Here is a 13,972-nt window from a genome sequence, read left to right as displayed (position 1 = left end):
TTAGCGTCAGAGTTTGTCCCAGGCCATGTGCGAGTGTTCGCCGACACCTGGCTCGAAGCCTGTGGCAGTCGGGCTGTACTGCTTGCAGTAGCCAGACGCAGGGAACGGCTTGCACTCGAAGACTTCGTTGGTCTTGGCTTGCAGCACCTTGGTCCCAGCGGTGTACTGGTCGATGCCTTGTGGGAACACAAAGTCATGCTCGATGCCAAGGCCTTCGCCGGTCAGGTTAACGGACTGGGTATCCTGGCGCGTGGTACGGCCATCGGCGGTGGTGCCGACCAGAGTAAGGGTGTGTACACCCGGGTTGCTGCGCACATCCATCGCCAGCATCGTCGAGCCATCGAGCAGCGCGGTGGTCACGCCAACAGGCTTGTTGCTGGCGTCGAACAGAGTCGCTTCGACGTTCATCTTGCGGTTGCTCAGCGCGCCGAAATCCATCCGCACGCGGCCTTTGTCCAGCACATACTCAGCTTGTTGCGAAGATACCGCCAGGCGCGCGCCGGCATCTTCAACCATCTGCAGTTGCACCTCAAAGCGGGTCACGCCGCTATCCTTTTGCGCGTACAGGCTGTTGGTGCCTTTGGCCGGTTCAACATTACCGCTTTCGTCACGCACACCGGCGCGCACGAGGCTGTGGGTGGCATTGATTTTTTCCGCCAGTTTGAAGCCCCAGTTTTCCGGGGCGCCGTCTTCGGCGCTGTCAATGCTGATTTCGACGCTGTAGGCCGGGCTCTCACCCTCGGCGGAAAACGCCCGGGCCTTGACCTTGTCGCCGACCAGCAAGCGGGTTGCCGGGGCGATGCTGCCCACCGCCGACCAGCCGCCCGGCAGTGCCGTTTCAGCGAGGATGTTCACATCGGCGACGTTGTAGAACGCGGCGTCGGTGTCGCCCACTGTCCAGATGGCCAGAACGATGTGGGGGCCAGCCTTGTCGTCGGGCAGCACGCAACTGTGGCGGGCACCGGAAACCGGTTTCTGGTTGCCGCCGTCGACGGTGCAGAACGGGGTGCTTTCAAACGAAGCACGGGTGAGGGCTGCATTGGGGTTCCAGCCGTTACGGGTGATGAAGTATTCGTGCTTGGTGGCCGGGTGGACCGCGGTGTAACGCCACTGGAAATCGATGTTGCGATCCTTGATTTCGCTCTGGTACCAGCGCGAAGCGGACTGGGCGTCCAGCGCGGAGAACAGCGAGGCACCGCCGCTGGCGATCTTGCCATCAACCGGCCCTTGCAAGGGCGCACCGCCCACACCCGCCGGGAAGCCCTTGAAGGTTTCGCCAACGCTTTGCGGTTCGTATTGCGCGCCGCCACAGTTGGTATTCAGGCCCTTCTGGCAAGCCAGCGCCCGCGAGGGCGGTACTTCCAGGTAACCGTGGGCCTGGGCGCCTTGCGACGCTAACAGGGCCGAGAAAAAGATCATGGATGACGTGCAGGCAGAAAAAATGCCGCACTTGCGGACAGTTCTAATCATGGGATGGATTCCAGACAACTTATAGAAAAGCAGGCATCGTGCCGACACCTAGGCTCGCAACCTTGCTCGGACGGCGCCCAGCAAGGGCTGGAACCTTACTGGAGTAGATAAAAATTCTATGTAGGGCAAATAACCGCTAAAAGCAGGACCATTCCTTGTATTTGCCACGTCTGACAAATAAAGAAAAACCTCTTACAAGAAAAAACGTTTTAAACAATTGCCATCCGATTTTTCTCCATAAAAAAGCCTGTCCGGCACGGGGCGGGACAGGCTTTGGCAACATCAGGACAGCTTATTCGTGGTATTGCGCCGACAACTCGTGCACGGCCCGCAGGAACGCGCCCGCATGCTCCGGATCGACTTCCGGGGTGATGCCATGGCCGAGGTTGAACACGTGGCCGCTGCCTTTGCCATAGCTGGCCAGGATGCGCCCGACTTCAGTACGGATGGCTTCAGGCTTGGCGTACAACACGGTGGGGTCCATGTTGCCTTGCAGGGCAACCTTGCTGCCCACGCGCTCACGGGCGTTGCCCAGGTCGCAGGTCCAGTCCAGGCCCAGGGCATCGGCACCGGCGTCGGCGATGCTTTCCAGCCACAGGCCACCGTTCTTGGTGAACAGGATCACCGGCACCTTGCGGCCCTCGTGCTCGCGGATCAGGCCGCTGACGATCTTGCGCATGTAGGCCAGGGAGAACTCCTGGTACGCCGCCGCCGACAGGTTGCCGCCCCAGGTGTCGAAAATCTGCACAGCCTGGGCGCCAGCCATGATCTGGCCATTGAGGTAGCTGACAACCGACTGCGCGAGCTTGTCCAGCAGCAGGTGCATGGCCTGCGGGTTGTCGTAGAGCAAGGCCTTGGTCTTGCGGAAATCCTTCGACGAGCCGCCTTCGACCATATAGGTGGCCAGGGTCCAGGGGCTGCCAGAGAACCCGATCAGCGGCACGCGGCCGTTGAGCTCACGGCGGATGGTGCTGACCGCATCCATGACGTAGCCCAGGTCCTTATGCGGATCGGGGATCGGCAAGGCTTCGATGTCGGCCAGGGTGCTGATGACTTTCTTGAAGCGCGGGCCTTCGCCGGTCTCGAAGTACAGGCCTTGGCCCATGGCGTCGGGGATGGTCAGGATGTCGGAGAAAAGGATGGCCGCGTCCAGTTGTGGGTAGCGGTCCAATGGCTGCAGGGTGACTTCGCAGGCGAACTCCGGGTTCATGCACAGGCTCATGAAATCACCGGCATTAGCGCGGCTAGCGCGGTATTCCGGCAGGTAGCGCCCGGCTTGACGCATCATCCACACCGGAGTGACGTCTACAGGTTGCTTGAGCAGGGCACGTAGGAAACGGTCGTTCTTCAGGGCAGTCATGTCGGCATCCGCAAAAAAAGTGCGGGCATTTTCTCAGAGCGAGACAGAGAAAGACAGTGACTAGCGACAAGCTACAAGCGGCAAGTCAAAAGCGTGGTTGCTTCCACTTGCAGCTTGCAGCTTGGAACTGGCAGCTAACGTCGTCAGACGCCCAAGTAGTCGAGGATCCCTTCGGCGGCGTTGCGCCCCTCGAAGATCGCCGTCACCACCAGGTCGGAGCCGCGCACCATGTCGCCACCGGCGAAGATTTTCGGGTTGCTGGTCTGGTGCTTGTACTGGCCCTGCTCCGGCGCCACGACGCGGCCCTGGCTATCGGTCTGGATGCTGAACTGCTCGAACCACGGCGCCGGGCTTGGCCGAAAGCCAAAAGCGATGACCACGGCGTCCGCCGGGATGATCTCTTCGGAACCGGGAATCGGCTCCGGGCTGCGACGGCCACGGGCGTCCGGTTCGCCGAGGCGGGTTTCGACCACTTTCACGCCTTCGACCCGGTCTTCACCGACGATGGCGATCGGCTGGCGGTTGTAGAGGAATTTCACCCCTTCTTCCTTGGCGTTCTTCACCTCTTTGCGCGAACCCGGCATGTTCGCTTCGTCACGCCGATAGGCGCAGGTCACCGACTTGGCGCCCTGGCGGATCGAGGTGCGGTTGCAGTCCATCGCCGTGTCGCCGCCGCCCAGGACCACGACTTTCTTGCCTTTCATGTCGATGAAGTCTGCCGGGGCTTTTTCAAAACCCAGGTTGCGGTTGACGTTGGCGATCAGGAAATCCAGGGCGTCGTAGACACCCGGCAAGTCCTCGCCGGCAAAGCCGCCCTTCATGTAGGTGTAGGTGCCCATGCCCATGAACACGGCATCGTATTCTTCGAGCAGTTGCTCGATGGTCACGTCCTTGCCCACTTCGGTATTGAGGCGGAACTCGATGCCCATGCCCGTGAACACTTCGCGACGGTGGCTGAGCACGGTTTTTTCCAGCTTGAACTCGGGGATGCCGAAGGTCAGCAGGCCACCGATTTCCGGGTTTTTGTCGAACACTACCGGGGTCACGCCGCCGCGCACCAACACGTCGGCACAGCCCAGGCCCGCCGGGCCGGCGCCGATCACCGCGACGCGCTTGCCGGTGGGTTTGACCTTGGACATATCCGGGCGCCAGCCCATGGCGAACGCGGTGTCGGTGATGTACTTCTCTACCGAACCGATGGTCACCGCGCCGAAACCGTCGTTGAGGGTGCAGGCACCCTCGCAGAGGCGATCCTGCGGGCACACCCGGCCGCAGACTTCCGGCAGGGTGTTGGTCTGGTGCGACAGCTCGGCGGCGGCGAGGATGTTGCCCTCGGCCACCAGTTTCAGCCAGTTGGGAATGAAGTTGTGCACCGGGCACTTCCATTCGCAATAGGGGTTGCCGCAACCCAGGCAGCGGTGGGCCTGGTCGGCCGACTGCTGGGGTTTGAACGGTTCGTAGATCTCCACGAACTCTTTCTTGCGTTGACGCAACAGCTTCTTCTTCGGATCTTTGCGCCCGACATCGATGAACTGGAAGTCGTTATTCAGACGTTCAGCCATTTTCAAAACCTCTTAGCAGCAGCTCGAAGCGCCAGGCTTCAAGCTGCAAGACAATCACGGTGGCAGGCCAGTCGCGCACTGCTGTTAACTTGCGGCTTGAAACTCGCCGCGTGCAGCTGTGCCCTATTGCGGATTGGCACGCGTGCTGGAGAGCAACGACTTGAGGCTCGCCGCTTTGGGTTTGACGAGCCAGAAACGACGCAAGTAGTCGTCCAGGTTCTCGGCAAGCTCGCGGCCCCATGGGCTGTCGGTCTCTTGAACGTACTCGTCCAGCACACGCTGCAGGTGGCTGCGATAGGCTTCCATCGCTTCGCCGCTGATGCGCTGGATTTCCACCAGTTCGTGGTTGACCCGGTCAACGAAGGTGTTGTCCTGGTCGAGCACGTAGGCGAAACCGCCGGTCATGCCTGAGCCGAAGTTGTAGCCGGTCTTGCCCAGCACGCAGACGAAGCCGCCGGTCATGTATTCGCAACAGTGATCGCCGGTGCCTTCTACAACGGTGTGAGCGCCGGAGTTGCGCACCGCGAAGCGCTCGCCCGCCGTGCCGGCAGCGAACAACTTGCCGCCAGTGGCGCCGTAGAGGCAGGTGTTGCCGATGATGGCACTGTCCTGCGTCTTGTAGACGCTGCCCTTGGGAGGAACGATGACCAGTTTGCCGCCGGTCATGCCCTTGCCCACGTAGTCGTTGGCGTCGCCTTCGAGGTACATGTTCAGGCCGCCGGCGTTCCACACGCCAAAACTCTGCCCGGCCGTGCCCTTGAAGCGGAAGGTGATCGGTGCCTTGGCCATGCCCTGGTTGCCGTGCTTGCGCGCGATTTCCCCGGAGATGCGGGCGCCGATGGAGCGGTCGCAATTGCAGATATCCAGGGCGAATTCGGCGCCGCTGAGGTCGTTGATGGCCGCGGTGGCCATCTCGACCATTTTCTCGGCCAAGAGGCCTTTGTCGAATGGCGGGTTGCGCTCGACCTGGCAGAACTGCGGCTTGTCCGCCGGCACGTGGTCGCTGCCCAGCAACGGGGTCACGTCCAAGTGGTTCTGCTTGGGCGTCTGGCCTTCGAGCACCTCCAAAAGGTCGGTGCGCCCGATCAGCTCTTCGAGGGTGCGCACGCCCAGTTTGGCCAGCCACTCGCGGGTTTCTTCGGCCACGTAGGTGAAGAAGTTGACCACCATGTCGACGGTGCCGATGTAGTGGTCCTTGCGCAGTTTTTCATTCTGGGTGGCCACGCCTGTGGCGCAGTTGTTCAGGTGGCAGATGCGCAGGTATTTGCAGCCCAGGGCGATCATCGGTGCGGTGCCGAAGCCGAAGCTCTCGGCGCCGAGGATCGCGGCCTTGATGACGTCCAGGCCGGTTTTCAGGCCGCCGTCGGTCTGCACCCGGACCTTGCCACGCAGGTCGTTGCCGCGCAGGGTCTGGTGGGTTTCGGCCAGGCCCAGTTCCCACGGCGCGCCCGCGTACTTGATGGAGGTCAGCGGCGAAGCGCCGGTGCCGCCGTCGTAGCCGGAGATGGTAATCAGGTCCGCGTAGGCCTTGGCCACGCCCGCGGCGATGGTGCCCACGCCCGCCTCGGCCACCAGTTTCACGGAAACCAGGGCCTTGGGGTTGACCTGCTTCAAGTCGAAAATCAGTTGCGACAAATCTTCGATCGAATAGATGTCGTGGTGCGGCGGCGGCGAAATCAGGGTCACGCCCGGCACCGCATAACGCAGCTTGGCGATCAGGCCATTGACCTTGCCGCCCGGCAGTTGCCCGCCCTCGCCCGGTTTGGCGCCCTGGGCAACCTTGATTTGCAGCACTTCAGCGTTGACCAGGTATTCCGGGGTCACGCCGAAACGGCCCGTGGCCACTTGCTTGATTTTCGAGCTTTTGATGGTGCCGTAGCGCGCCGGGTCTTCGCCGCCTTCGCCAGAGTTGGAACGCGCACCGAGACGGTTCATCGCTTCGGCCAGGGCTTCATGGGCTTCCGGGGACAGGGCGCCCAGGGAGATACCGGCGGAATCGAAGCGTTTGAGCACCGATTCCAGAGGTTCGATCTCACTGATGTCCAGCGGCGTCTCGAGGGTCTTGACCTTGAACAGGTCGCGAATCATCGAGATCGGGCGGTTATCCACCAGCGTGGTGTATTCCTTGAACTTGCTGTAGTCGCCCTGCTGCACGGCGGCTTGCAGGGTGCTGACCACATCCGGGTTATAGGCGTGGTACTCGCCACCGTGGACGAACTTGAGCAAACCGCCCTGCTGGATCGCCTTGCGCGGGCTCCAGGCTTCGGCGGCCAGGGCTTTCTGCTCGGCTTCCAGGTCAACGAAGCGCGCGCCCTTGATCCGGCTCGGCACGCCACGAAAGCTCAGGTTGCACACTTCTTCGGACAGGCCGATGGCCTCAAACAGTTGCGCACCGCGGTACGAGGCGATGGTGGAAATACCCATTTTCGACAGGATCTTGAGCAGGCCCTTGGTGATGCCCTTGCGGTAGTTCTTGAACACCTCATAGAGGTCGCCCAGCACCTCACCGGTACGGATCAAATCGCCCAGCACTTCGTAGGCCAGGAACGGATACACCGCCGAGGCGCCGAAACCGATCAACACCGCGAAGTGGTGCGGGTCGCGGGCGGTGGCGGTTTCCACCAGGATGTTGGAGTCGCAGCGCAGGCCTTTTTCGGTCAGGCGATGGTGCACCGCACCGGTAGCCAGGGAAGCGTGCACCGGCAGTTTGCCCGGGGCGATGTGGCGGTCGCTGAGCACGATTTGCGTGCGCCCGGCGCGTACCGCCTCTTCGGCCTGGTCGGCGATGTTGCGCACCGCCGCTTCCAAACCGACGCTTTCGTCGTAATTGAGGTCGATGACCTGGCGCTCAAAGCCCGGGCGATCAAGGTTCATCAGCGAACGCCACTTGGCCGGGGAAATCACCGGCGAGCTGAGGATGACGCGCGAGGCGTGCTCCGGCGATTCCTGGAAGATGTTGCGCTCGGCCCCCAGGCAGATTTCCAGGGACATGACGATAGCTTCGCGCAGCGGGTCGATCGGCGGGTTGGTGACCTGCGCGAACTGCTGGCGAAAGTAGTCGTACGGCGTACGCACGCGCTGGGACAGCACGGCCATCGGTGTGTCGTCACCCATGGAGCCGACCGCTTCGTAGCCTTGCTCGCCGAGTGGGCGCAGCACCTGGTCACGCTCCTCGAAGGTGACCTGGTACATCTTCATGTACTGCTTGAGCTGATCGACATCGTAGAAAGCCGAGCCGTGGTCGTTGTCTTCCATGGTGGCCTGGATACGCAGGGCATTCTTGCGCAGCCATTGCTTGTACGGATGACGGGACTTGAGGCGATTGTCGATGGCGTCAGTGTCGAGGATCTGCCCGGTCTCGGTGTCCACGGCAAAGATCTGCCCAGGCCCTACGCGGCCCTTGGCGATCACGTCCTGGGGCTGGTAGTTCCACACGCCGATTTCCGAGGCCAGGGTGATGAAGCCATTGGTGGTGGTGACCCAGCGCGCCGGGCGCAGGCCGTTGCGGTCGAGCAGGCACACGGCGTAGCGACCATCGGTCATGACCACGCCGGCCGGGCCGTCCCAGGGCTCCATGTGCATGGAGTTGTATTCGTAGAACGCCCGCAGGTCCGGGTCCATGGTTTCGACGTTCTGCCACGCAGGCGGAATAATCATGCGCACGCCACGGAACAGGTCGATGCCGCCGGTGACCATCAGTTCCAGCATGTTGTCCATGCTGGAGGAGTCGGAACCCACGCGGTTGACCAGCGGGCCGAGCTCTTCGAGGTCCATCAAGTCGTTGGCGAACTTGGTGCGCCGGGCCAGGGCCCAGTTGCGGTTGCCGGTGATGGTGTTGATCTCGCCGTTGTGGGCGAGGAAGCGGAATGGCTGGGCCAGCGGCCATTTCGGCAGGGTGTTGGTAGAAAAGCGCTGGTGGAACACGCAGATCGCGGTTTGCAGGCGCTCGTCATTGAGGTCTGGATAGAAGGCGGTGAGGTCCGCCGGCATCATCAGGCCTTTATAAATGATGGTCTTGTGGGAAAAGCTGCAGATGTAGTGGTCGGTGTCGGCGGCGTTGCTCACCGACGACCGGCGACGGGAAGTGAACAGCTTGATGGCCATTTCCTGATCGCTCAGGTCTTGGCCACCGATGAACACCTGCTCGATCTGCGGCAAGCGCTCCAGGGCCAGGCGCCCGAGGACGCTGGTGTCGATCGGCACTTTGCGCCAACCCACCAATTGCAGGCCTGCGGCGAGGATTTCGCGGTTCATGTGCTCGCGAGCCGCCTCGGCTTTGACCGGGTCCTGGTTGAAAAAAACCATGCCCACCGCGTACTGGCGCGGCAAATCGACGCCGAAGTGTTCCTGGGCGACTGCGCGCAGGAACAGGTCGGGTTTTTGAATCAGCAGACCGCAACCGTCGCCGGTCTTGCCGTCCGCATTAATCCCACCGCGGTGGGTCATGCAGGTCAGGGCCTCGATGGCCGTTTGCAATAGGGTATGACTGGGTTCGCCCTGCATATGGGCTATCAGGCCGAAACCGCAGTTATCCTTGAATTCATCGGGTTGGTACAGACCTGCTTTCATAGACACTTTCTCACCAGGCTGCCGCTTTATAGAGGCAAATTTCTTTTTAATTCAACCACTTGCCATCCGCGCCGAACGTACGCCAGCTTTGCGGGGGCAAAAGGGAGGTCATTGTACACACCGACACGAACGCTCACAAATTCCGACGACTTATCGTAAATCCGTGTCGCATTTATGAAAGGTTTAAAGCTATACGCTGTGCTAGTCAAAACTTTTTTGGTTTCAACCGCTACGACTCAAAAGCCACTGTGACGCAGACACCACAAAGCGCGCGGCCTGGAGGGGCAGCACGCACATGCGGTTTTTTTTTGAGGTGCCGGGAGGGCGGCCTGGGTAAGGCCGCCGGATCTTCAGCGAGTTGTGGCCAGTTCCTGTTGAACGCTGGCGACAGTGCGAGGCCAAGGTTTACCAGCCTGAACCTTCGCTGGCAAGGCCTTGATAGCAGTAACGGCGGCATCACGATTGGCGAAGTTGCCGTAGGTAATGACAAAAAGCGGCTTGCCGTTGAGGACTTTCTTGAAATAGCGGTATTCGCCGCCCTGCTCCTTGACGAACTTCTGCGCCGTGGCTTCGGAGCTGGTGCCGAGGATCTGCACCACGTAGTTGCCCGGGGCCTGGCCGGCGTACCAGCTACCGCCGGCAGACGCCTTGGCCACGGTCACAGGTTTGTCCGCAGGTTTGGCGGCTGGAGCGGGAACCGGTTTGGCCACAGGCGCAGGTTTGGCGACGGCGACTTGAGTGGGCTCAGGGGTTGGCACCGGACGGGTCGCCGGCACGGGGGCCGGGCTCGGCGTTTCGCCGGCAGGTGGCGCGATGGTGGTGACGGTCGGCGGCGTAGCGCTGGAGCCTTCCACCGGCACGCCATCGTCACCTTCGCTGATCCCGCCAGCTGCTTCGGCCAACGGACCACGCATCACCGGTTGCGACTGCCCGACCAGCGGCAACGGCATCGGCTGCGACGAACCGGCGAATTCCACCGCTGGGCCGCCACTGGCGTTGGGTTGCGGCGTGCCCTGGCCCAGAGGCAGTTGCGCCTGCTCGGTCGCGGGCGCGCCGGTGGTCGGGGCCTTGCTGCGACCTGGCAGCAACCAGGCCGCCGCGACGGCCACCACCACAACGGCGGATATCGCCAATACATGTTTCTTCGGCATGTTGAACCCCATACTTGGACGCTTGACCGCTGAGCGGCTGGCAATCATGGCTTCGATCATTGCATCCCGGGCCACCTGGTTGATGATGCCAGGCCAGCCGTCGGAGCCTTCGTGAATATCAGAGATCTGATCCGCGGTGAAAAGTTCGATACCCCGGCCGGCCCCTTCCAGGCGCTGGGCCAGGTATTCGCGGGTTTCTTCCTCGGTATAGGGCTGCAATTCGATGACGTGGAAACGCTCTTCCTCGGTGTTCAATTGCTCCAGGCCCGCAATCAGCGACGACTCGCCAAACAGGAACACGTGCGGCCGGCCTTCCGGGGCACCTGCGGCCAGCGCCAGTAGCGCCTCAAGGGCGGACTCGTCAAGCTGCTCGGCGTCATCCACCAGCAGGTAGACTTCCTGCCCTGTCAGCGCCAGTTGCACCACCTGCGCCAAAATCGCCCCGATTTGCGCCTGGGCCACGTTCAGCGCCTGGGCCACCTGACGCAGCACGCCGGCCGCATCGCCAGCGCCACGGGCCGACACCACCACGCTTTGCACCGATTGCTTGTTGGTGCTGGCGACCAACGCCTGGCGCAGCAGGGTCTTGCCGCTGCCCTGGGGGCCGGTGACCACCAGCAGCAGCTGGCTGTAGCGGGCCAGGTGATGCAACTGCCCCAGCACCGGTTTGCGCTGGGCAGGGAAAAACTTGAAGCCAGGCACCCGTGGAGCGAAAGGGTCGTGGCTCAACTGGTAATGGCCGAGGAAAGCCTCGTCGGCGTGCAAACTAGTCATCGGGATCTTGTTAACCTTTGAGCTGAGCCAGGGCGCGGTAATCCGCTCCCAGCGTGGCCTGTAAAATCTCTTTCGGATAATCGTCGGTCACTACGGCTTCGCCCATGCGGCGCAACAGCACCAGACGCAAACGACCGTCGATCACTTTCTTGTCAATTGCCATATGTTCGAGGAAATCGGCTTCGCTCATCTCCTGCGGCGGCATCACCGGTAAACCGGCGCGCTGGAACAGGCGAATGCCGCGATCACGCTCCTGCTCGGTAATCCAGCCCAGGCGGCTGGACATTTCCAGGGCCATGACCGTACCCGCCGCCACCGCCTCACCGTGCAGCCAAACACCATAGCCCATGTGGGTTTCGATGGCGTGGCCGAAGGTATGGCCCAGGTTGAGGGTGGCGCGCACGCCGGACTCACGCTCATCGGCGCCCACCACGGCGGCCTTGGCCGCGCAGGAGCGCTCGATGGCGACGGTCAGCGCCTGCTGGTCCAGGGCCCGCAGGCGCTCGACGTTTTCTTCCAGCCAGGTCAGGAACGGCTCATCGCAAATCAGGCCGTACTTGATGACTTCCGCCAGGCCCGCCGACAGTTCGCGCGGCGGCAAGGTAGTGAGGGTGGACGTATCGATCAGCACCACATTGGGCTGGTAAAAGGCGCCCACCATGTTTTTGCCCAGCGGGTGGTTGATGCCGGTCTTGCCGCCCACCGACGAATCGACCTGGGACAGCAAGGTGGTCGGCACCTGGATGAAATCCACGCCACGCTGGTAGCACGCCGCCGCAAAACCGGCCATATCGCCAATCACACCGCCGCCCAGGGCAATCACCGTGGTGCGGCGGTCGTGCCGCGCGGTGAGCAAGCCGTCGAAAATCAGTTGCAGGGTTTCCCAGGTCTTGAAGGCTTCGCCATCGGGCAGCACCACGGAGATCACCGAGAACTGCTCAAGGCTGCGGGCCAGGCGCTCCAGGTACAGTGGCGCAACCGTCTCATTGGAGATAATCGCCACTTGCCGCCCGGCAATGTGCGGCGCCAGCAGCTCGGTTCGCCCCAGCAAACCTTCGCCAATGTGAATCGGGTAGCTGCGCTCGCCTAAATCGACCTTAAGTGTCTGCATGTATCCCCACAGTGAAAATGAAAGCTGGCGTTTTGCCCCAGCCTAGAGGCCGGCAACACGCGGTGTTGTGACGTCACTTGATAGCCATAAGCCACGAGCCTGGGCGCCCACGGCCGGACGCCGAGGATAGCGCATTTCGCCGCGCGCTTTAACGGGGAGGCAGCTGTTGCAGACGGGCGAGGATGTCCAGGACCACCATTCGCGGCGGCCGCTCATCGGTTTGCACCACCAGGTCGGCGATCTCCCGGTAGAGCGGGTCGCGCAGCGCCAGCAAGTCGCGCAGGGTCTTTTCCGGATCGGCGGTACGCAGCAATGGCCGATTGCGGTCCCGTGCGGTGCGCCCCACCTGCTGCTCCACCGAGGCATGCAGGTAAACCACGCGCCCGCCGGCATGCAGGGCGCGGCGATTGGCTTCGCGCATGACCGCGCCACCGCCGGTCGCCAGCACCACACCATCAAGGGCGCAGAGTTCGGCGATCATCGCCTCTTCACGGTCACGGAAACCCGGTTCGCCTTCTTTATCGAAGATCCACGGGATATTGGCGCCCGTGCGCAATTCAATTTCCTTGTCGGAATCTTTGAACGGCAGGCGCAGCTCTTTGGCCAGCAAGCGGCCAATGGTGCTTTTACCAGCACCCATTGGCCCAACAAGAATCAAATTTCGCACAGAATCAATGACTCGCAGCAATCGCCTGGTTGTCCATGATACGGGGAGTCAGGAACACCAGCAGCTCGGATTTTTTATCCGAAACAACATCCCTTCGGAAAAGGCGGCCAAGATACGGCACATCGCCAAGAAATGGCACCTTATCTATGACCTTGCTTTGAGTATTTGAGAACACGCCACCAATCACGGTGGTCTCGCCATCGGCCACCAACACCTTGGCGTTGACTTCGTTTTTTCTGATCGGCGGGACGTCATTGAGGCGGTTCAGGTAATCGGGCTCATCCTTGGTGACCTTGACCGCCATGATGATCTGGTTGTCCGGGGTGATTTGCGGCGTGACCTCCAGGGACAGCGACGCCTCTTTGAACGACACCGAGGTCGCGCCGTCCTTGGCCGATTGTTGGTAGGGGATTTCCGTGCCCTTGAGAATCTTGGCGGTCTCCTTGTCGGAGGTCACCACTTTGGGCTGGGAGATGATCTCCCCGTTGCCGGTCTTCTCCATGGCGGTCAGTTCAAGGTCCAACAGCAGGTTGTCCTTGATGTAGGCCACCCCGATGCCGGATGTGCGATTGGCCACACCCAGGTCAACAAAAGGCGAACTGGCTTCGCCCTCGTCCGAAGACGCGCCGGTACCCGACGCGCTCCAGCGCCCGCCACCGCGGATCGAGCCGCCCCAGCGCACCCCCAGGCTTTTGTCGTAGCCCACATCCGCCTCGACGATGCGCGCCTCGATCATCACCTGACGCACCGGGATATCCAGCTGCGCGACGATGCGCTTGAGTTCGTCGAGGCGGTTTTGGGTCTGGTAGGCAATGATGTTGTTGGTGCGCTCGTCCACTGTGATCGAGCCCCGCCCTTCAGCACTGACCTCGGCGCCGGTCACCGACTGGAACAGCTTGGCAATGTCGCTGGCCTTGGCGTAGTTGACTTGCAGCAGTTCCCGACGCAGCGGCGCCAGGTCCGCCACCTGGCGTTGCGACTCCAGTTCCAGCCGCTCGCGGGCGGCGATTTCATCCGCGGGCGCTACCAACAGCACGTTGCCGACTTTGCGCTGATCCAGGCCCTTGGTCTTGAGGACGATGTCCAGTGCCTGATCCCAAGGCACCTCGTGCAAGCGCAGGGTGATACTGCCCTGCACCGCATCGCTGGCCACCAGATTGAGCCGGGTGAAGTCGGCGATCACTTGCAGCACCGAACGTACTTCAATGTCCTGGAAGTTCAGCGACAGCTTTTCGCCACTGTACTGGCCACCCCACCCACCCAAGGCAGGGAGATCGGTTACGTTTGCCTGCACCGACGCCATCCATA

7 protein-coding genes and 1 pseudogene are annotated in these 13,972 nt (G+C 61.9%); all 8 read right to left on the bottom strand.

Translation table 11 applies throughout. From position 1 onward, the window contains the following. Positions 1–6: 6 nt before the first annotated feature. Positions 7–1,470 (bottom strand): N-acetylglucosamine-binding protein GbpA, encoded by a 1,464-nt coding sequence (gene gbpA / locus AC19YT_RS01830; protein ID WP_500597289.1) that lies wholly within the window; start codon positions 1,468–1,470, stop codon positions 7–9. Positions 1,471–1,762: 292 nt separating this feature from the next. Further along, complete coding sequence (hemE, locus tag AC19YT_RS01825; RefSeq protein ID WP_095108908.1) at positions 1,763–2,830, bottom strand: uroporphyrinogen decarboxylase; 1,068 nt, start codon at positions 2,828–2,830, stop codon at positions 1,763–1,765. Positions 2,831–2,973: 143 nt separating this feature from the next. Then, positions 2,974–4,392 carry an FAD-dependent oxidoreductase gene (locus tag AC19YT_RS01820; protein WP_500597291.1) on the bottom strand — a complete coding sequence of 473 codons (1,419 nt, stop codon included), beginning with the start codon at positions 4,390–4,392 and terminating at the stop codon, positions 2,974–2,976. A gap of 123 nt (positions 4,393–4,515) precedes the next feature. After that, positions 4,516–8,961: a glutamate synthase large subunit gene (gltB, locus tag AC19YT_RS01815; RefSeq protein ID WP_500609612.1), complete on the bottom strand. Its 4,446-nt coding sequence runs from the start codon at positions 8,959–8,961 to the stop codon at positions 4,516–4,518. Between the two features lie 350 nt (positions 8,962–9,311). Further along, positions 9,312–10,886: an SPOR domain-containing protein gene (locus AC19YT_RS01810; RefSeq protein WP_095108905.1), complete on the bottom strand. Its 1,575-nt coding sequence runs from the start codon at positions 10,884–10,886 to the stop codon at positions 9,312–9,314. Between the two features lie 10 nt (positions 10,887–10,896). Beyond that, positions 10,897–11,997 (bottom strand): 3-dehydroquinate synthase, encoded by a 1,101-nt coding sequence (gene aroB / locus AC19YT_RS01805; RefSeq protein ID WP_095108904.1) that lies wholly within the window; start codon positions 11,995–11,997, stop codon positions 10,897–10,899. Between the two features lie 148 nt (positions 11,998–12,145). Next, a complete protein-coding gene (gene aroK / locus AC19YT_RS01800) occupies positions 12,146–12,664 on the bottom strand; it encodes a shikimate kinase AroK (protein ID WP_095109004.1) in 519 nt (172 codons plus the stop codon). A gap of 4 nt (positions 12,665–12,668) precedes the next feature. Continuing rightward, a pseudogene (locus AC19YT_RS01795) lies at positions 12,669–13,907 on the bottom strand (type IV pilus secretin PilQ); the annotation flags it as partial. Positions 13,908–13,972: the final 65 nt, after the last annotated feature.

The organism is Pseudomonas sp. MF08875 (genome assembly GCF_059862525.1).
Note: the sequence above shows the minus strand (reverse complement) of the source record. Positions and strands in the feature narration are given on the sequence as shown.

Coding starts and splice junctions, on each gene's coding strand:
- gbpA (WP_500597289.1), bottom strand. CDS start 1,470: ATGATTAGAACTGTCCGCAAGTGCGGCATTTTTTCTGCCTGCACGTCA.
- AC19YT_RS01810 (WP_095108905.1), bottom strand. CDS start 10,886: ATGACTAGTTTGCACGCCGACGAGGCTTTCCTCGGCCATTACCAGTTG.
- gltB (WP_500609612.1), bottom strand. CDS start 8,961: ATGAAAGCAGGTCTGTACCAACCCGATGAATTCAAGGATAACTGCGGT.
- AC19YT_RS01820 (WP_500597291.1), bottom strand. CDS start 4,392: ATGGCTGAACGTCTGAATAACGACTTCCAGTTCATCGATGTCGGGCGC.
- aroB (WP_095108904.1), bottom strand. CDS start 11,997: ATGCAGACACTTAAGGTCGATTTAGGCGAGCGCAGCTACCCGATTCAC.
- hemE (WP_095108908.1), bottom strand. CDS start 2,830: ATGACTGCCCTGAAGAACGACCGTTTCCTACGTGCCCTGCTCAAGCAA.